We start from the raw sequence: 18,137 nt of genomic DNA, 5'->3' as shown, positions 1-18,137 counted from the left end.
TACTGCCCTACTGCCCTACTGCCCTACTGCCCTATACTAAACATTGAGCAGCAAAAACTCGCGTTCCCAAGGGCTGATGACTTCCATGAAGGTTTCGAACTCGGCGCGTTTGATGGCTGCGTAGGTCGTGACGAAGGAACTGCCGAACAGGTTGCGCAGCTCTGCGTCCTCTTCGAACAGTTCCACCGCGTCGATCAGGCCGCGGGGCAGCTCGACTTCCTTGGTGTTGACGCTCGTGGTTGCAGGTTGTTCGGGTTCGATCTTGTTTACAAGGCCGATCAGGCCGCAGGCAAGCGAAGCCGCCAGAGCGAGATAGGGATTGGCGTCGGAGGAGGGGATGCGGTTTTCCACGCGGCGCCCATTGGGGTCGGAGCGCGGCACGCGGAAAGCGGTGGTGCGGTTATCGTATCCCCATTTGACGTTGACGGGCGCGGAAGCGTCCGGCGTCAGGCGGCGGTAGGAGTTCACGTAAGGCGCGAACATGACAAGCGCATTCGGCACGTGACGCTGCATACCGCCGATAAAGTGGCGGAAAGCTTCGCTTTCGCTGCCATCCTCATTGGTGAAAATGTTGCGTCCGGTCTTCTTGTCCACGATGGACTGGTGAATGTGCATTGCCGATCCGGGCTGGCCCTGAATGGGCTTGGCCATGAATGTGGCATACATGTCGTGCTTGAGCGCCGCCTCGCGGATCGTGCGCTTGAACAGAAAAACCTGGTCAGCCAGTTCCACCGGATCGCCGTGGCGCAGGTTGATCTCAAGCTGACCGGCACCTTCTTCGTGGATCAGCGTGTCGATCTCCAGCCCCTGGCCCTCGGAGAAATGATAGATATCGTCGATCAGTTCGTCGAACTCATTGACGCCCGCAATCGAATAGCCCTGTCCGCCACCAATGGCGCGGCCCGAGCGTCCGACCGGCGGTGTCAGCGGATAATCCGGGTCGGGGTTCTTGCGGACCAGATAGAACTCGATTTCCGGTGCCACAACCGGCTTCAGACCACGCTTGCTATAGGCGGCAACCACATTGCGCAGCACATTGCGCGGGGTGAATTCCACCCCGCGTCCGTCCTGATAAGCGAGATCGCAGATAACCTGTGCGGTCGGATCGGACTCCCATGGCACGACCGAAAGGGTCGATAGGTCCGGTACCAGCTTCAGGTCGCCATCATCTTCGGGGTAATGGAAGCCGTAGCCGTCTTCCGGATAGTCGCCGGAAATTGTTGTCATGAAGACGGCGGAAGGCAATGCCAGCGAGGTATTGGAGGTGAACTTCTTCGACGGCATCATCTTGCCGCGGGCAACCCCCGCCTGATCGGGGGTGATGCATTCGATGTCTTCGATATCGCGCCAGGCAAGCCATTCGGTTGCCTGCTTCCAGTTTTTCACACCGCGAAGAGATTTGACATAAGCAGGCGTACGGCGACGCGGGGCGCGCGTAACCTTCTTTTCCGTCGTATCAGCAGACATCCATCACCAGAGAATGATTTCGATAGCGGCATGATAGCTGCGACAGGCGGCAATGACAAATGGGTCCGGCAAGCTTTTGTGTGCGCCATCGCAGAAAGCGCACACAAATAAAAATCGATGTGTCAGAGGCCGAAATGGCCCTTCAGAGCCGGCACGTTCGTAACCAGTTGGTCAACCAGTTGTGGATCATGATCGCGCACATAATTGATCACCTGTCCGCCTGCTTCGGTGATCTGGTCGCTTGAGAGGCCGCTGGAACGAAGCGTAGCGGCAGCTTTCAAAAGTGCGCTCATCTTTTCGCCCGCCACATTGTCCATCAGGCCCGAAAGCGCACCCATGATGCCGCCGGTGCTTGAGGCAAGCACGTCGTGGGCACTGGCGAGCTGCTGGGCATCCGGCAGGAGCGCGAAAATCTTGTTGCCGATTTCAGGCGCACTGTGCTGCAGAACCGAAAACACCGAACCGGCCAGCTTTTCTGCAAGCTGCGGATCGATGTTGATCTTGGTGGCGATACTGTCAATGAGAGACTGAACAGACATGAAAATTCCTGTGTTCCTTGCCCCCGCAAGGGGATGTTTTCGTAGACGATCCCGGAAAGCACAATCATCCTCCCAGGTTTTTCGTGCCAATGCACGGAGCAGGGTTTTGCCAGCATTGAGTGAATTTTCGATCAAGATTGTTCGGGATGGCGTTGGAACGAAAGAAAGGTGTATAGGGCTGCTGCCATCCATTTTCCGGACTGAGTTGAGATGATCGTTCGCCCGCGCCCGCCTCTGTGGAAACTCTTCTTCATTCTGAAGGGCTCCATCATCCTGCGCATCCTGCCGCAGATCTTTGCGGTTTTTCTTCTGTCGCTCTTGGTCGTCTGGGCGCATCGCGCTTTTCCGGGTTGGGTGCCCGCCGTCAACAATGGAACGGCCTTGGCGCTGCTCGGCATTGCGCTTTCGATCTTCCTCGGTTTTCGCAACAACGCCTGTTATGATCGCTGGTGGGAAGCGCGCAAAATCTGGGGAAAGCTCGTCTATACGACGCGGAGTCTGGCGCGTCAGACGCTGCTGCTGGAAAACACGCGGGAGCTTGAAGGCAGCAGGAAAAAGCTGCTCCTTTATGCAATTGCCTTTTCGCAGGCCATGGTCAGTCATCTTCGGCCAGAGGAAACCGCCGGTCCAAACAAATACGACAAATGGCTGTCCGCAGAAGAGCAGGTGTCGTTGAGCAAAAGCCGCAACAAGCCCGATTTCATCTTGCGCCAGCTCGGTGCGGTGCTTGCGGGTATGCGGGTGAAGGACGGGTTACATCCGGTCGATTTCCAGACGCTAGACAGTTCAGTTTCCGCATTGGCGGAAGTTCAGGCGGCATGCGAGCGATTGCGGTTCACGCCGGTTCCCTTCGGCTATACGCTGCTTCTGCACCGCACGGCCTATCTGTTCTGTTTCTTCATACCGTTCGGCTTTGCGGATATGCTTGGTTGGGGAACACCATTTGCGACGACGCTGGTGGCCTATACTTTCTTTGGGCTGGATGCGCTGGGCGATGAATTGGAAGAACCATTTGGAACGCTGCCGAACGATCTGCCCATCGGTGCTATCGCCGACACAATCGAAATCAATCTGCGAGAAGCGCTGGGTGAGGAAAACCTGCCCGACCTTCCGCAGCCCGTCGATTATCATCTGATGTAAAAAAAGCCCCGACTGGCAGGGCCAGCCGGGGGAGGTCAGTTGAGGAAATCCGACCATAAAGCGAGTGGCAGATCAACCCCGTTTCATCAAATTTTACGGGTAACTGCCAGTTCGGACATTCTGTCGCTGCCAAAAGCAATGTGCATGAACATGGTGGCGACGGCGGTGGTCAAGATCGTCATCATTTGTCGTGGGTGACGATAACGGGGATCAACAGATCGCCCCAGTTGCCGTCTCCACCATGATGCCGGGCGGAACGGACCAGTTCCACGGAAACGCCTGCCTCGACCGCCTTCATGACGGTGTAGTTGAGGCGATGCAGATCGTTGGCGAGCATACGGATAACGGTCTGCTGATCCGTGGTCATGCTTGAAGATTGTTCTTCTGCTCTTTCCTTGACGCGTGCTGGCGAATTCATGGAACTGTTCCTCCTGTTTGTCGCCGGGCTGTTATTCAGCAGCCGGTCTGAACTGTGCTGTTTCAGTCGATTCCTTCATGGCGGTGGTCGAAGACTGGCCGCCGGTGATTGCGAGTGACACGGCATCGAAATAGCCGGTGCCGACTTCACGCTGATGCTTGGTCGCGGTGTAGCCGTTGGCTTCGGCTGCAAACTCCGCCTGCTGCAGTTCGGAATAGGCTGCCATCTGCCGGTCCTTGTAACCGCGTGCCAGTTCGAACATGCCGAAGTTGAGCTGGTGGAAACCCGCCAGCGTGATGAACTGGAACTTGTAGCCCATCGCGCCCAGCTCACGCTGGAACTTGGCAATCGTGGCGTCGTCGAGGTTCTTCTTCCAGTTGAACGACGGCGAGCAGTTATAGGCGAGCTTCTTGCCCGGATGCGCCTTGTGCACGGCTTCCGCGAAGCGGCGAGCCTGTTCGAGATCGGGCTTGGACGTTTCCATCCAGATCAGATCGCAATAGGGCGCATAGGCAATCGCACGGGCGATACATGGCTCGATGCCGTTCTTCACCTGATAGAAGCCTTCAGCCGTGCGGCCTGCATCGTAGTCGACAAAGGGCTGGTCGCGCTCGTCGATGTCCGAGGTCAGAAGCTTGGCAGCTTCCGCATCCGTGCGGGCGATGACCAGCGTGGCCGTTCCCATCACGTCTGCTGCCAGGCGTGCCGCGTTGAGGTTGCGGATATGCGCTGCCGTCGGGATCAGAACCTTGCCGCCGAGATGGCCGCACTTCTTTTCCGAAGCGAGCTGGTCTTCATAATGCACGCCTGCTGCACCCGCCTCGATGAAGGCTTTCATGATCTCGAAAGCGTTCAGCGGACCGCCGAAGCCTGCTTCCGCATCGGCAACAATTGGCGCAAACCACGTATCGACCGAAAGTCCATTGCCTTCTGCTGTTTCAATCTGGTCGGCACGCTGCAACGTCTTGTTGATGCGCTTGGCGAGTTCCGGGGCGGCATTGGCCGGATAAAGCGACTGGTCCGGATACATGGCCGATGCCGTATTCGCATCCGCCGCAACCTGCCAGCCGGAGAGGTAGATCGCCTTCAGGCCGGCGCGAACCATCTGCATGGCCTGATTGCCGGAAAGCGCGCCGAGCGCATTGACGAAATCTTCCTCATGGATCAGCTTCCAGAGGCGGTTAGCGCCCATTTCAGCGAGCGAGTACTTGATCTCCACCGAACCGCGCAGCCTTTTTACATCTTCGGCCGTATGCGCACGCTGGATGCCGTCGAAGCGACCCTTTGGTGCCGAAGGAATAAGGCTGTAAAAATCTGTCATTTCGGTGTCTCCTCGTGTTGTAGTCGGTATTTGTAGAGCATCTGATGGTCGCTCTTTCTGTGACCAGATTTACAAATGAGATTATTGAAGTGCCAGAGAAACCGGAGAAATGGGCATATAATTGAGGTAATGCTGTCGGAGTTTTGACTGGGTGACGATGTAAATCTGTAAATCTTGTTAAAATCGATTTTTGCGCCTATTCTGTCATGAATTGTAAAATTGCCGTTATGGGTCGGGAGAACCAGGTGAGCGAACGCAAGATATTTGCCGGGCCACGCATCAGGCGCATCCGCAACGAGCGGGGCCTGACCCAGACGGCCATGGCCGAAGCGCTTGGCATTTCGCCGTCTTACCTGAACCTGATAGAGCGCAATCAACGACCGCTGACGGTGCAGCTTCTGCTGAAGCTTGCCAGCGTTTACAAGCTCGACCTTGACAGTCTTCAGGCTGAAAGCGGCTCCACGATCACGGGTCTGAAGGAAGTGTTCTCCGATCCGCTTCTGACCGGCGAACTGCCCGGCGATCAGGAACTGGTCGAAATCGGTGAGGCTGCGCCCAATGCTGCCGTCGGCATCATGAAGCTTTACCGTGCCTATCGCGAGCAGCAGCAGCGCCTGTCCGATCTGTCGCAATTGCTGTCGCATGAGGGAAGTGGGGCAGAGCTTTCGGCGACGCGCCTGCCGCTGGATGAAGTGCGCGATGTGATGGCGCGGCGGGCCAACCATTATCCGCGCATCGAGGAAGAGGCAGAAAGTTTTTTCGCACTGTTGAAGCCGGATGGCGATCTGTCGACAGCCTTAAAGGATTGGCTGCGGCGCGAGCATGGCATCACGGTTCGCACGCTGCCGGTTGCCACCATGCCGAACTGGCGCAGGCGTTATGACCGGCATTCGCAGCGACTGTTTATTTCAGAGCGTCTGTCCCCCTTCGATCAGTTGCAGGAAATCGCCATGGAGGCGGCGCTGATCCGCATGCAGGTGGTGATCGGTGCGGAGACGGAAGGCTTGAAACTGTCGTCAGGCGAGGCAAAGCGCATCGCGCGTTTCGAACTGGCGCGCTATGCGGCGCAGGCCTTGATGATGCCTTATCGCCAGTTTCGTGATGCCGCTGTCCGGGCCCGTTATGATGTCGATGTGCTCCGCACGCGCTTCGGCGTTTCATTCCAGCAGGCGGCAAACCGCCTGACCACCTTGCAGCGGCAGGGGGCAAGTGCGCTGCCCTTCTTCGTCATGGAAATCGACCATGCCGGCAATCGCCTGCGTGTTGCAGGTGCGGAAGGTTTTCCGGTGCGCTTCGGCGGGCAATGCCCGAAATTGCCGGTCTATGCCGCTTTTGCACAGGCGGGCCAGGTGCTGGTCGAACCGGCGGAATTGCCGGACGGTTCTGCATTTTTGACCATCGCGCGCACTCTGGAAGGACCGCAAGGCGCATTCAGTGAGCGCCCGCGCCGGACGGCACTATTGCTTGGTTGTGCGCTGGAAACGGGCGTTGAAACTGTCTATGGCGCTTCGCTTTCGAAGGCGGGCAACACCGAGATTGGCCCGGCCTGTCGTCTGTGCGAAAGACAGGGCTGCATCACCCGCGCCGAGCCACCGCTGACACGCCCGCTCGGTCTGGACGAGATGGTGGCGGGGCTTTCTGCGTTCGACTTCCAGTAGGGGCGCGATATTTCGGTTCTGCTGGCCTGCAAATGGAGCGGTTTTTCGCTTCCGGTGCTCACGTAGTAGTCTTCCACGCATGGTCTTTTCCGAAAAGTCTGCAACTTTTCGGGACTTTGCTTGGTAGTACGCTCCTCTCCGGTTCTCGAGCCTCATCATTTTCGACTCAACATAACCGAAATCTCATCGCCCCTTGGGGAGCCTTTGAGATGCAATTTTTATGTTCGTCCTGTCACGACCCTGTTGACGAATGCTGTGCAATCTAAAAAAGTGCAATAAAGAAACAGTATATCCACCTTGAACCTGCACCGGAATTTAATGTGCAGATTGGAGCAAATGATGGGGATCAAATCCTTCCTTCTGGCAACGACCGTCGTGACAGGCTTTGTAGCGGCTGCCACATTTTCCGCGAGTGCGCAGGAGCGGGTGGTCAATATCTATAACTGGTCGGATTATATCGACGACTCCATCCTCAAGGATTTCACCAAGGAAACCGGGATCAAGGTCGTCTACGACGTTTACGACTCCAACGAAATTCTGGAAACCAAGCTTCTGGCTGGCGGCAGCGGCTATGATCTGGTCGTGCCGTCGGGAGAATTCCTTGGTCGCCAGATTCCGGCAGGCGTGTTTCTGAAGCTCGACAAGGACAAGCTGCCGAACCTCAAGAACATGTGGGACGAAATTTCGACCCGTGTCGCAACTTACGATCCGGGCAACGAATATTCTGTCAACTATATGTGGGGCACGACCGGCATCGGCTACAACAAGGCCAAGATCAAGGAAGCGCTCGGCACCGATACCATAGATTCCTGGGCGGTGCTCTTCGACCCGGAACAGTCGGCCAAGCTGAAGGATTGCGGCATCTATCTGCTCGATTCAGCCAGTGAAATGCTGCGTCCGGCGCTCAATTATCTGGGTCTGGACCCGAATTCGCCGTCACCGGACGATTTGCAGAAGGCGCAGGATCTCTATCTCAAGATCCGCCCGAATATCCGCAAGTTCCACTCGTCGGAATACATCAATGCGCTGGCCAATGGCGATATCTGCATGGCGATCGGCTATTCAGGCGATATCTTCCAGGCACGTGATCGCGCCGAAAAGGCCAAGCAGGGCGTCGAGATCGGCTATTCGATCCCGAAGGAAGGCGCGCTGATCTGGTTCGACCAGATGGCGATCCCGGCAGACGCCAAGCATGTGCCGGAAGCGCTTGAATTCATGAACTACATGATGCGCCCGGAAGTGGCTGCCAAGGCTTCGAACTACGTGTTCTATGCCAATGGCAACAAGGCTTCGCAGGAGTTCATCGACAAGGAAATTCTTGACGATCCGGAAATCTATCCGACCGAAGACGTCATGAAGAAGCTGTTCGTGCCGACGCCTTACGACACCAAGACCCAGCGCGTGGTCACCCGCGCCTGGACGAAGATCGTCACCGGCCAGTAAGAGCCAAAATACTATGGGACCGATATGTCCCAACCGACATCGTGAAGAGCGGCCCACTGTGCAGACGGAGGGCCGCTCTGCGTCTTGTAACAAGTGGGTTTTGCCCGCGGGATCAGGTTCCGGTTAGTTTATAGGGGAACGGAATGGAATCTTTTGGCAGCTTTCGCCGCAAATTTGCGCCCTGGAACGATCCGGCGGCCAAGCCCTTCATTTCTTTTGAGAATGTGACGAAAATATTCGGCGATTTTACCGCCGTCGATGATCTGTCGCTTAATGTTTTCAACCGCGAGTTTTTCGCGCTGCTGGGTGCTTCCGGCTGTGGCAAGACCACGCTGATGCGCATGCTGGCAGGTTTCGAGGAGCCGACATCGGGTCGTATCACGCTCGACGGTCAGGATATGCGCGGCATCCCACCCTATAAGCGCCCGGTCAACATGATGTTCCAGTCCTATGCGCTGTTTCCGCATATGACGGTCGAGAGCAATATCGCCTTCGGTCTCAAGCAGGACGGCATGGCGAAATCGGAAATAGACGCGCGCGTCGCCGAAATGCTCAAGCTCGTGAAGCTGGAGCAATATGGCAAGCGCAAGCCACATCAGTTGTCCGGCGGCCAGCGCCAGCGCGTGGCGCTTGCCCGTTCCGTTGCCAAGCGCCCGAAGGTGCTGCTGCTGGACGAACCGCTGGGCGCGCTCGACAAGAAGCTGCGCGAGGAAACCCAGTTCGAACTGATGGATTTGCAGGTCAAGCTTGGCATGACCTTCATGGTCGTCACCCACGATCAGGAAGAAGCTATGACCATGTCCGACCGCATTGCGGTGATGGACAAGGGTCGCATCAAGCAGGTGGCGACGCCAGCGGAAGTCTATGAGGCGCCAGGCTCCAAATTCGTGGCCGACTTTATCGGTAATGTGAATATTATCGAAGGCGAGGTGGTGAAGGCCGCGAATGGCGAGGCGGAAATCGCGACCGAAAAATTCGGTTTTCACATTCAGACCGAGACTCGAGAAGAACTCAATCCGGGCCAGAAGGTCTGGTATGCGGTGCGTCCTGAAAAGACGCGGATCACACGCGAAAAGCCGGACGATGCTTCGGTTAATGCGGTGGAAGGCGAGCTTTGGGATATTGCCTATTTCGGCGACATGACGGTGTTCCATGTGCGGCTCGACAATGGCCGCACGATCAAGGCAGCAAGCCTCAATGCCGTGCGCAGAACCGAAAATCCGCTGACCTATGACGAGCGCGTCTGGGTTTCCTTCGATACCGATGCCGGTCTGGTGCTGACCGCCTGAGGAGGCCACCATGCAGAAGCTCATCGCTTCCATTGCCAGCCGTCTCGTCATCGCAGTGCCTTATCTCTGGCTGCTGGTATTCTTTCTCGTCCCGTTTTTCATCGTCTTCAAAATTTCCCTTTCGGAAGTCGCGATGGCGATCCCGGCCTATACGCCGACCTTCGACCTGACGCTGGGATTTGCCGCGATCTGGGAGAAAATCAAACAGCTCTCCTTCGACAATTATCTGTGGCTGCTTGATGATCCGCTTTATTACAAGGCCTATCTGTCGAGTGTCCGCATTGCGGCTATCTCCACCGTCCTGACGCTACTCGTGGCCTATCCGATGGCTTATGGCATGGCGCGCGCGCCGACGACGATTCGTCCGACATTGCTGATGCTGGTGATCCTGCCGTTCTGGACGTCGTTTCTGATCCGCGTCTATGCGTGGATCGGCATTCTGAAGCCGGAAGGCCTGCTGAACCAGTTTCTGATGTGGCTCAACATCATCGATACGCCGCTTACTATTCTCAATACCGATACAGCCATCTTCATCGGTATCGTCTATTCCTATCTGCCGTTCATGGTGCTGCCGATTTATTCGTCGCTGGAAAAGATGGATTATTCGCTCATTGAAGCGGCGCAGGATCTGGGTTGCACGCCGTTCGCCGCTTTCTGGAAGATCACCTTCCCGTTGTCGCTGGCTGGCGTCCTGGCTGGTAGCTTCCTCGTGTTTATTCCGGCAGTGGGTGAATTCGTCATCCCCGATCTTCTCGGTGGTTCGCAGACACTCATGATCGGCAAGACGATCTGGAGCGAGTTCTTCTCCAACCGTGACTGGCCGGTCTCGTCGGCAGTGGCCGTGGTGCTCCTGATCCTGCTGATCGTTCCGATTGTGATCTTCCAGCAGGTGCAGGCGCGTCAGCAGGAAAAGGGGAAATAGGATGCAAAACAACTGGTCCCGCTTCAACATTGCATCGGTGGCTCTGGGCTTTGCCTTCCTTTATCTGCCCATCGTCCTGCTGGTCATCTACTCGTTCAACGAATCCCGGCTGGTCACGGTCTGGGCAGGGTTTTCGACCAAGTGGTATGTCGAACTGTTCCGCAACCAAGCTCTGATGGATGCGGCGTGGGTAACGATCCGCGTCGGCCTCCTGTCTGCAACGATTGCAACTGTTCTGGGCACGCTCGCCGCATTGGCGCTCACACGCTATACGCGCTTTCGCGGACGCATCCTGTTTTCCGGTATGGTCTACGCGCCGCTCGTCATGCCGGATGTCATTACCGGCCTGTCGCTGCTTCTGCTCTTCGTGGCGATGAATTTCGACCGCGGCTTCTGGACGGTGACGCTGGCCCACATTACGTTTTCGATGTGTTTCGTGGCAGTCGTGGTGCAGTCGCGACTGGTGAGCTTTGACCGCTCACTGGAAGAAGCGGCAATGGACCTTGGCGCGCCGCCGGTCACGACCTTCATGAAGGTAACGCTGCCGGTGATCCTGCCCGCAGTGGTTTCGGGCTGGATGCTTGCATTCACCCTGTCACTCGACGATCTGGTGATTGCGAGCTTTACATCCGGTCCGGGCGCAACCACGCTGCCGATGAAAATCTACAGCCAGGTGCGTCTTGGCGTGACGCCGGAAATCAATGCGATCTGCACCATCCTGATCGCGCTGGTGACGGTCGGCGTTATCATCGCCTCGATTGTCAACAAGCGTCGTGAAGTGCAGCGTCGCCGCGACGAACAGGCGGCATTCCGTATGGGATAAAACGGGAGTATTTGCCTGCTGGCCATCCGGTCAGTAGGCAAACCGTGCGGCGAGAAGCTTGCCCTGTGCCATGGTCGGCACTTCGACATAGCGATGCATCAGCGTTGCAAGGCCGATGCTCAGGATAATGTAGGCGGGTAGCAGTGCTATCAGAGCGACATGCCCGTAAAATACATGCACCAGTGTGAAGAGCACGGTGGCATGAACCAGATAGAGACTATAGGAAATGCGCCCGAGAAACTGTGGCAAGGGCCGCAGCAAGAAGCGGCGTAAGGTATCGCTTGAAGTTGCAAGCACGATGATCCAGACAAGCCCCGCCATCGTGGCCCAGTCTGTGAGATCTCCGAACCAGTTCTTCAGCATGGGCGGCCCGGCTCCATATGTAACCAGCAGGAGAGCCAGGCTATTGATTGCGACAGTCCTTCGGTTGGATAGTCGCCTGTAGAAGCTCTGTATGGCTGACAGGTTCTGCGCCATGAGACTGCCGAGCAGGAAGAAGCTTGCAAAATGCACGGTTATCCACCAGCCGCCAGTATAGGGATCGGAGCGGAAGGCATTGGCGAGAACGGAAAGCCCGAAAGCCACCGCAATCGCAGCCGAGGGCCGCAATGTCACGGTGATGACGAAGAGCAGCGGAAATATGATCGATATCCGCATCTCATAAACGAGAGACCAGAACGCGGTATTCACTTCACCATTGGGATAAGAGCCGATGAACAGCACGTGCTGTGCGATCATTTGTGGCGTCACCGGTATGGTCCATGTGAGATTGAACCAGTTGCTGAGCTGCTGGATAGGCCCGTTCAGAAACAGGGCGCCAGCAAGTGCGAGCGAGAGCGCGACGAGATAAGGCAAGTATATCCGGCAGGTGCGCCGAACAAGATAGGCTGGATAGGATGGCACGCGGCGCATGAATGGCAGTGTCAGAACGAAGCCGCTCAACAGGAAAAACAGCAGAACTGCTTCATGCGCAGCAAAAAAGAAACGGAGGGGCGATCGCAGCAGAATGAAAAAATAGGGCCCCATGGCATCATAGGGCCAGATATTCACAAAGTGCCGCAGCAAAACGACAGTCGCCGCCAGTCCGCGCAGCGCATCGAGTTCGGGATAACGTTCTGGCTGGGTATGTGTCGGCACAACCGCGCCCCCCGCACAATTAACTTGGTCTACGCATTGTCCGACGCAAAACCGCACCGCATTTTTGCTGGAAATGCTTCTATGAAAGACGCTGATTTTCGGGGGCGCAGGCCAGTCGGTCAATTCGGGTCTTCGGCTGGCTGACATCACCGAAAGGCGTAAAGGGAGGTGGCTTTTACGCCAGAGCATAATCCGACCGGAGCGAAACGTGGATCGATAAGATTATGCTTCAAATAGAAGAATTTAGAGCGCCGATCTGATTCATTCAGATCGAAACGCGCTCTCAGGAGGGGCCGAGGCGTTCAGACCGGCAGGTCGCCTTGATTACTGCCCCGTTCCCATTGAAGACGGAGAAATAAATGGCCGGTCCCACGAGCCGCCGACGAAGAAATTGAGCGGTGGCTTGGCAGGCGGGGTTTCAGCAGGCGGCTGGCTGGTCTGGCCATCGGTGCCGCTTTCCTGCGGTTGTTGCGGCTGGCTGCTGGGAAAGACGACTTCGCCGCTCAGCGCCAGACTGCGATCCACGAAAGGCACGATGCCTGCAAGTGTCAGCGTGCCGTCGGACGTATCAAGGCGGGCATTTTCCAGCGTCGCAACGCCATCGGACAGGTTGGCCTTCACGTCCAGACGATTGAATGCCAGCGCGACATTTTCCTTCCGCTCGAGAGCGAAAAAGCGCTGGCTTTGCGCCTTGGTGAGAAAGTCCTGCACGGCAAAGCCCTGCATCTGACCATTGTTGAGCTGGATGGAAACATTACCTTGCGCATTGGTCAAAAGGCCGGACCAGCGATTGGCCGGACCTTTCATGAACAGGGAAACATTGCCCTTGCCGCTTATGAAAGGTTTGTCGAAGCCAAGTGCTGTGAAGAACTGCGAACTGTCGATATCCGAGGCGTTGAAGCGCAATTCGCCGCTGGCGCTTTTCAGGTCGCGCACGATCTGCACATTGGCTTGCATGATGCCGTTGAAGGCCTTGGCGTCGCCGATATCGAAGATGGCGCGACCACCCCGTATCTGCACCGCAGCGGCCACACCCGTCATATTCACGGGGCCTGCTGTGGCATTCTGTGCCGAAAGCCGCAGATCCACTTCCGCGCGGTCTATGAAGCTCGTGTCGACGACATCGCGGTCGGGATTGTTGCGCTCGTTCGGCGAACGTGCACCGCTATCCGGTAACGGAATGAAGGCTGAAAACAGGCGGCGAAGATCCAGCTTGTCGAAAGCCAGCGTGCCTGTTACCGCAGGCTGGTCCTGTTCCAGGCCGATCTCGATCACGCCCTTGGCAGGACTGTCACTGGCGGTCATTTCCACATCCGCGAACTTCAGCCGTTTCGGCGTCGCTGTGATGGTGGATTCCAGCGAAAACGCACCTATTTCGGCGCTGCCCGCAATTGGCGGGAGACTGAGCCAGCGTACTGCACCGCTCAGTGACGGGGTTTTGGCCGTCAAATCACCTTCGAAAAAGCGATCCTTGGAAATATTCGCCTTGCCCTGAAATGTGAGGCTTAACGGGTTGGCGGTCAGGCTCGCAGTCACATCCGATGTGCCGCCTGCCAGAAGCGGCAGAGCTTGCGCAGCGGTCAGGCTGAACTGGGACGTCTCGTTGCGCCATTTGGCGTTGCCTTTCAGCGTCGCGGCGCTCGACGTGCGCGGCCATTCCAGCGTTGCATTGACATCGGTGATCTGCTCGTCACTGGTGATTTCCGGTTCGCTGCCCGGACGGTTGAACGCAATCGTCCCGTCGCGAACCACGACGCGGCCGAAGGGTTGCGAGGCTTGCTGTGCTGCCAGCGCATTATCGCCGGAACCGCTTTGCTGCAATGCGCGCTGCGCGCGGATGGCGGTGCCGAGACGCCCATTGGAATTGGCGACAGCGTCGAGAAGCTGTGAGAAATTTGAAACAGGTCCGTCGAGGTTTATATGCGGACGGACGATCTGCGTTTCGGAGAACGAGATGTGCCCCATGATGGCATCGAGCGGCGATAGTTCCACATCGATGCGGTCCGCGCTCATGAGCGGTTTCTGACCTTGATCGGTGAGTTTGCTAAGCGTTACACCATTCAAGGATGCGCGCAGAACAGGGAACACTTTCAGGCGAGGGGCTTGCCGCAGTTCAACGCTATAGCCTGTCCAGGCGCTGATTTCCTGCGCAACACGGATACGGATGGCATCGGTAGAGACGATAAAAGGCACCACGGCCAGCAAGGTTGCTGCAGCCGCGGCGCATAGAATGACGAGCGCAATTATGAGGCGCATAAATCGGGGCCAGCGCATCAACCATCCAATCAGTGAGTTCTACCAAGCTTTAAACCAGCAATGATCCAAAGCAAAGACGCCGGAAGCATGACCCGTCATCTACGGTGGCAGAAGACGGAATCAAATCACCAGTGCTGCTTCTATCCTATGGTTAATCAATTGCTGCACGGAAATTAACCCTGATTTTACAGTCGCTACCAATGTGTAAATTCTGAACGAAGAATTTAAGGCGTCGTTAACCGGCTTTACGCGATAACAAATGCAACACTGAGTGATGATCGAGCTGCCGTTTCCGGTGCTCCATTGCGGATTGCTTTTGTGTCCTTTGTCTCTGAGATTCTGATAGCGCCGGTTCGTCCGGCGCTTTTTTTTGCTCACGCGAGGCCATAAAAAAACCTCCCGCCATGGGAGGTTTCTTGATTATTGACGATGCAGATCAGTCAGCCAGAACGCGGGTTGGCGGAAAGGCGATCTCAACCACCGTTCCGTGTCCCGGAGTGGAATCGATGGCGAATTGCGCACGATTGGCTTCCACCATGGCTTTTGTCAGAGGTAAACCCAGTCCGGTGCCTTCGCTGCGCCAATCCTTCGCGCTTTCAGCCTTGCGACGTTCCAGCGCGTTGATCTGGCGGAACGGCTTCAGTGCTTGCTCAACCTCGGATTTGGTCATGCCGATGCCCGTATCGCGCACCCGCATCACGACGTCGCCGTTCATCTCGTAGCTTGTCGACACGATCACCTGACCGCCCGGCGCAGTGAAGCGCACGGCATTGGACAGAAGGTTCAGAGCCACCTGCTTGATCGAACGCGTATCGGCAACAATGTCGGGCAGGTTGGACTGGAAGCTCGAACGGATGATGACGCGTTCGCGATTGGCCTGTGGCTGCATCAGTGCGATTGCTTCGGCAATGGCATCGTTGAGCGAGACTGCTTCGAATTTCATATCCAGAGCGCCGGCTTCGATCTTCGAAATATCGAGCAGATCGTTGACCAGTGCCAGAACGTGATTGCCGGAACGATTGATGTCGCGCAGGTAGTCCCGGTAGCGGTCATTGCCAATTGGACCGAATTTCTCGTCGGCCATCAGCTCGGAAAAGCCGATGATCGCATTGAGCGGCGTGCGGATTTCGTGGCTGATACGCGCCAGAAACTCGGTTTTCTGGCTTGAGGCGCGTTCAGCTTCCTTGCGCGCATTGGTCAGTTCTTCTTCGGTACGCTTCCACTGCGTGATGTCACGCAGAACGGCGCAGAAGCCACGCGTATGCGGCAGTTTGCCGATGGTCATGAACAGCGGAATGAACCCGCCCTTGGCTTCACGACCGATCACTTCGCGCCCGTCATTGAGGACACTCAGAACGCCGTTGCCCGAAAGGCCGTGCAGATAGTCCATCGCGGCACGCTGGCTTTCGATGGCAAACAGCATCGAGAAGAACTTGCCTTCCGTCTCGTCGCGTTCGTAGCCGAACAGGGCCGAGGCCGAATGGTTCATGGAACGGATGCGGCCTTCCGGATCGATGAGGACAACACCGTCCGTCGCCGTGTCGAGAATGGTCTTCAGTTCCTCGACATTATCTGCAAGCGCCTGCTTTTCGCCGTCCGCGTTCGCGACTGGGTCTACCGCGACTGGCGCTGTGGTCGGTGCGGTAATGGTCTCAGCAGGTGCCGCTACCGGCATCAGGCTCAGCATAAGTGCACGGCCATCGCGCCAGGAAATGGCATTGAGGTGCGCATCGACAGGTTCTTCGCTGCCATTGGCACGGCGCAGCACCATGCCCTGTCGCGATTCACCATCGTCGCTATCGCTGTTGAACAGCACGTCGACGCCACCCGCATCGCGAATATCGTCGAGCGATTCATAGCCGGTGAGGTCAAGCAGGGCCTGGTTGACGTAATGGACGTTGTCACCCGAATGAATAATGACCGGTACCGGCAGATTGGCCAAGAGGGCGGTTTCATTCGCATGGGTGGTCTCGGGCGTCGAGAATGACGTGGTTTCGGTGGCATCTGCACCGATGAGCGACGCTTTTACGTCAGTCTTTTCGACCGGCTGCGGGCGATCCGCCGTTGCCTCTTCCGATATTACGCTCGCGTCGCTTTCGGCGCGCGAGTTGGCAAGGCCCTGCTTGCGCAGACGGTCGGCGATTTCGCGGAATGCGTTGCGCTCGGTCTTGGTGAGCCCGCCTTCGGGACGCTTTTCATGTTCCCTCTCTTTCAGCATCCGGGCCTGATCCGCAGCGACTTTCTCTTCTGCACAGGCATTCAGCAAGCTGATGACCTTGTCGGAATCGCGGCGTCCGGGGTTCGGTGCGATATCGAGCGGCGGTTTGGGAAGCGTTGCGACAGGGCTGTCGTCATTGGCAACTTCTTCTGTGAACGCCAGAACGTCGTCGTCTTCTGCAGAGACGGCAGTTTCAACCGGCTCGCTGACGGGCTTGCGCGCCTGCGGAATACCACCTGCAAGCACAAGTCCGATTTCTTCGGGGTCTTTCTCGGCCTCTGCCGGGCGCACCACACCAAAGCCACGGAAACCGGTGAACTTCCGGTCGCGGGAATAGACGGGCAGAGCGGCAAGCTCGACCGGCACGCGCAGATCCGTACCTTCGACCGGCCACATCAACCGTTTTCCCGACCATGTATCGCGCTTGTCGAGCAGAGCTGTAATGCTGCCATCCGGATCGAAGCCGAAGACATTTGCAACATCGGCAAAGCGACGTCCAACGATGTCGGCCGCATTCGGCCCGATCGTCGCAGCAAGGTCTGGCGATACTTCACTGAATGCACCGTCCGGTCCCACTTTCCAAATGAAGCGGGCAGGCGGTGCATCCTGGTCGAATATGAAGCCGCGGGGCTTCGGCTGCTCCGCAGAGGTCTCTTCCTTAGTCGCTTCGGCTTTCGGGGTCTCCACAGGCTCGGGAAGCATTTCTTCCAGAATATCTTCAGCTTCGCCCTGCAATGCGGCTGGTGCGGCAAGTGCCGAGACAGGGGCGTCGCCGATGATGCAGAGAAGATGCATAGGCGGTATGTCGGTCAGCCGGGCAATCGCTCCCGGTACGGAGTGTTTTCCGGCACGGATGCGGCGCTTGACGATACGGTCGGTTGCGTCTGCAGCCTCGATGACGAGGTCTTCCAGCGTGGCGGAGGAAATGTCGAGCGCAGCAAAACGCGGGCTTGCGGCAATCACCCGGCTGTTCGCATCGATCAGGGCAATATGCGTGCTGTCGTCGCTGAGGCCGGAAATGACGGCTTCTGCCTTGGCGTCCTTGCTGTCGGCAGTCAGCAGTAGTCCGGACACTCCGTCTGGAAGCGTGATATGAGAAACGTTGAAACGGGTAAGATCGGAACGCAACCCGCCGCCGAGCCGAACGGAAACGGTTCGGGCCGGGCCGTCCGTATCGGCGTTTGACGAAGCAATCTGTCGGCGTGTGGCTATGGGCAAATCGAGACTGCCGCCGATCATGTCTTCCACGCGATCAAAGCCGAAAAGCTTCGCGCCGGGTCCATTGACCCAAAGCACTGCCGACAGGTCGTGCGTCAGCACGAGCTGCGCATCACCCTTTGCAAAGCCTTCGCGGATCGAATCCAGCGCGGCAATATCGATGAAGGGGTATGATCCTGACATACCTGTCCTTACCTGTTCTTTCGACCGCCCGCAGTACTTGTTAACGTCCTGTTAATAAGCCTCTTATGGGCGCGGGTCCACATTGCCATTGGGTATGGGCTGCAT

At 57.1% G+C, this 18,137-nt stretch carries 13 protein-coding genes; 6 read left to right on the top strand and 7 right to left on the bottom strand.

All coding sequences use genetic code 11. The features are described 5' to 3' along the window. Positions 1 to 36: 36 nt before the first annotated feature. Positions 37 to 1,467, bottom strand: coding sequence for a glutamine synthetase family protein (locus ACYSN1_RS11120; protein WP_461725714.1), 1,431 nt, complete (start codon positions 1,465 to 1,467; stop codon positions 37 to 39). 122 nt (positions 1,468 to 1,589) lie between these two features. After that, positions 1,590 to 2,006 (bottom strand): DUF2267 domain-containing protein, encoded by a 417-nt coding sequence (locus tag ACYSN1_RS11115; protein ID WP_461725713.1) that lies wholly within the window; start codon positions 2,004 to 2,006, stop codon positions 1,590 to 1,592. A 210-nt stretch (positions 2,007 to 2,216) separates the two neighbouring features. Between ACYSN1_RS11115 and ACYSN1_RS11110 the strand changes: the two genes are divergently transcribed. After that, a complete protein-coding gene (locus ACYSN1_RS11110; RefSeq protein WP_461725712.1) occupies positions 2,217 to 3,146 on the top strand; it encodes a bestrophin family protein in 930 nt (309 codons plus the stop codon). Between the two features lie 181 nt (positions 3,147 to 3,327). Here the strand turns inward: ACYSN1_RS11110 and ACYSN1_RS11105 are convergent, their stop codons facing one another. Together ACYSN1_RS11105 and aceA are read right to left on the bottom strand one after the other, a co-directional pair. Next, positions 3,328 to 3,564: an SMc00767 family acetate metabolism repressor gene (locus ACYSN1_RS11105; protein ID WP_010659117.1), complete on the bottom strand. Its 237-nt coding sequence runs from the start codon at positions 3,562 to 3,564 to the stop codon at positions 3,328 to 3,330. Positions 3,565 to 3,595: 31 nt separating this feature from the next. Continuing rightward, positions 3,596 to 4,885 (bottom strand): isocitrate lyase, encoded by a 1,290-nt coding sequence (gene aceA, locus ACYSN1_RS11100; protein WP_105544028.1) that lies wholly within the window; start codon positions 4,883 to 4,885, stop codon positions 3,596 to 3,598. 245 nt (positions 4,886 to 5,130) lie between these two features. Here aceA and ACYSN1_RS11095 point away from each other — a divergent pair, with 245 nt between their 5' ends. The 5 genes from ACYSN1_RS11095 to ACYSN1_RS11075 all read left to right on the top strand — a co-directional run bounded on the left by ACYSN1_RS11095 (position 5,131) and on the right by ACYSN1_RS11075 (position 11,020). Next, the gene (locus ACYSN1_RS11095) at positions 5,131 to 6,543 is read left to right on the top strand and encodes a helix-turn-helix domain-containing protein (RefSeq protein WP_461725711.1); all 1,413 of its coding nucleotides are present in this window, start codon (positions 5,131 to 5,133) and stop codon (positions 6,541 to 6,543) included. Between the two features lie 339 nt (positions 6,544 to 6,882). Continuing rightward, positions 6,883 to 7,986, top strand: coding sequence for a polyamine ABC transporter substrate-binding protein (locus ACYSN1_RS11090; RefSeq protein WP_140018907.1), 1,104 nt, complete (start codon positions 6,883 to 6,885; stop codon positions 7,984 to 7,986). A gap of 143 nt (positions 7,987 to 8,129) precedes the next feature. After that, positions 8,130 to 9,275 carry an ABC transporter ATP-binding protein gene (locus ACYSN1_RS11085; RefSeq protein ID WP_461725710.1) on the top strand — a complete coding sequence of 382 codons (1,146 nt, stop codon included), beginning with the start codon at positions 8,130 to 8,132 and terminating at the stop codon, positions 9,273 to 9,275. Positions 9,276 to 9,285: 10 nt separating this feature from the next. Continuing rightward, positions 9,286 to 10,197, top strand: a complete 912-nt coding sequence (locus ACYSN1_RS11080) for an ABC transporter permease subunit (RefSeq protein WP_461725709.1) — start codon at positions 9,286 to 9,288, stop codon at positions 10,195 to 10,197. 1 nt (position 10,198) lies between these two features. Next, positions 10,199 to 11,020: an ABC transporter permease gene (locus ACYSN1_RS11075; protein WP_461725708.1), complete on the top strand. Its 822-nt coding sequence runs from the start codon at positions 10,199 to 10,201 to the stop codon at positions 11,018 to 11,020. A gap of 30 nt (positions 11,021 to 11,050) precedes the next feature. On the opposite strand, the gene ACYSN1_RS11070 is transcribed toward ACYSN1_RS11075, so the two are convergent. The 3 genes from ACYSN1_RS11070 to pdhS all read right to left on the bottom strand — a co-directional run bounded on the left by ACYSN1_RS11070 (position 11,051) and on the right by pdhS (position 18,032). Next, positions 11,051 to 12,157 (bottom strand): acyltransferase family protein, encoded by a 1,107-nt coding sequence (locus tag ACYSN1_RS11070; RefSeq protein WP_461725707.1) that lies wholly within the window; start codon positions 12,155 to 12,157, stop codon positions 11,051 to 11,053. Positions 12,158 to 12,481: 324 nt separating this feature from the next. Next, on the bottom strand, positions 12,482 to 14,431 hold the full coding sequence (locus tag ACYSN1_RS11065) for an AsmA family protein (RefSeq protein ID WP_461725706.1): 1,950 nt from the start codon (positions 14,429 to 14,431) through the stop codon (positions 12,482 to 12,484). Between the two features lie 418 nt (positions 14,432 to 14,849). After that, on the bottom strand, positions 14,850 to 18,032 hold the full coding sequence (gene pdhS, locus ACYSN1_RS11060; protein ID WP_461725705.1) for a cell-division control histidine kinase PdhS: 3,183 nt from the start codon (positions 18,030 to 18,032) through the stop codon (positions 14,850 to 14,852). Positions 18,033 to 18,137 lie beyond the last annotated feature (105 nt).

It is taken from the genome of Brucella sp. LJL56, assembly GCF_054871705.1.
This window is presented reverse-complemented; position numbering and strand designations above follow the sequence as displayed.

Excerpts from the sequence above, each read along its gene's own strand:
- ACYSN1_RS11120 (WP_461725714.1), bottom strand. The coding sequence starts at position 1,467 with ATGTCTGCTGATACGACGGAAAAGAAGGTTACGCGCGCCCCGCGTCGC.
- ACYSN1_RS11115 (WP_461725713.1), bottom strand. The coding sequence starts at position 2,006 with ATGTCTGTTCAGTCTCTCATTGACAGTATCGCCACCAAGATCAACATC.
- ACYSN1_RS11110 (WP_461725712.1), top strand. The coding sequence starts at position 2,217 with ATGATCGTTCGCCCGCGCCCGCCTCTGTGGAAACTCTTCTTCATTCTG.
- ACYSN1_RS11105 (WP_010659117.1), bottom strand. The coding sequence starts at position 3,564 with ATGAATTCGCCAGCACGCGTCAAGGAAAGAGCAGAAGAACAATCTTCA.
- aceA (WP_105544028.1), bottom strand. The coding sequence starts at position 4,885 with ATGACAGATTTTTACAGCCTTATTCCTTCGGCACCAAAGGGTCGCTTC.
- ACYSN1_RS11090 (WP_140018907.1), top strand. The coding sequence starts at position 6,883 with ATGGGGATCAAATCCTTCCTTCTGGCAACGACCGTCGTGACAGGCTTT.
- ACYSN1_RS11085 (WP_461725710.1), top strand. The coding sequence starts at position 8,130 with ATGGAATCTTTTGGCAGCTTTCGCCGCAAATTTGCGCCCTGGAACGAT.
- ACYSN1_RS11080 (WP_461725709.1), top strand. The coding sequence starts at position 9,286 with ATGCAGAAGCTCATCGCTTCCATTGCCAGCCGTCTCGTCATCGCAGTG.
- ACYSN1_RS11075 (WP_461725708.1), top strand. The coding sequence starts at position 10,199 with ATGCAAAACAACTGGTCCCGCTTCAACATTGCATCGGTGGCTCTGGGC.
- ACYSN1_RS11065 (WP_461725706.1), bottom strand. The coding sequence starts at position 14,431 with ATGCGCTGGCCCCGATTTATGCGCCTCATAATTGCGCTCGTCATTCTA.
- pdhS (WP_461725705.1), bottom strand. The coding sequence starts at position 18,032 with ATGTCAGGATCATACCCCTTCATCGATATTGCCGCGCTGGATTCGATC.